Genomic DNA, 613 nt, shown 5'->3' with positions numbered 1-613 from the left:
GTCGTGCCGCGTGCCGCCCGTGCCCGCGCCGAGATACCCCGGCGCGACGCCCTCGATGCTGGCCGGCCGGATGCCGAGTTCGGGCGCGAGCGGCCCGTGCATCACGTTCGGCACGCGCATCGACGCCAGATTGTCGCGCGTGATCAGCGGCTCGCCGGGCAGCCGCTCGAACACGGCCGCCTGCACGCGCGCAAGCGCATCGGGCAGCCGCACGATGCGTGCCGCGCGCCCGGTCAGCGCGCCGCAATAGCGCACCAGTTGTTCCAGCGTGTAGACGCGCGGGCCGCCCAGCTCGTAGGTGGCGCCGCGCGCCGCGCGCAGGCTGCACGCCATGCGCAGCGCCTGCGCGACGTCGCCGACGTAGACCGGCTGGAACTGCGCATCGGGCATCGCGAGCGGCAGCACCGGGAACCAGCGCTGCAGCCGCGCGAAGGTGGTCAAAAAGGCGTCGCCGGGGCCGAACACCACCGACGGCCGCAGCACCGTAACCGCCAGCGCCCCGCCCGACGCATCGGCCGCCGCATGCAGCGCGGCTTCGCCGTCGCCCTTCGAGCGCAGATACATGCTCGGCCCGGCCGAATCGGCGCCGAGCGCGCTGACGTGCACGAGCCGA

At 74.6% G+C, this 613-nt stretch carries 1 pseudogene; it reads right to left on the bottom strand.

From position 1 onward, the window contains the following. Positions 1 to 613 (bottom strand): annotated as a pseudogene (locus G3N92_RS34750) (complex I NDUFA9 subunit family protein); the annotation flags it as partial.

It is taken from the genome of Burkholderia sp. Ac-20379, assembly GCF_017104645.1.
In the GTDB taxonomy this organism is placed as follows: Bacteria; Pseudomonadota; Gammaproteobacteria; order Burkholderiales; family Burkholderiaceae; genus Burkholderia.
This window is presented reverse-complemented; position numbering and strand designations above follow the sequence as displayed.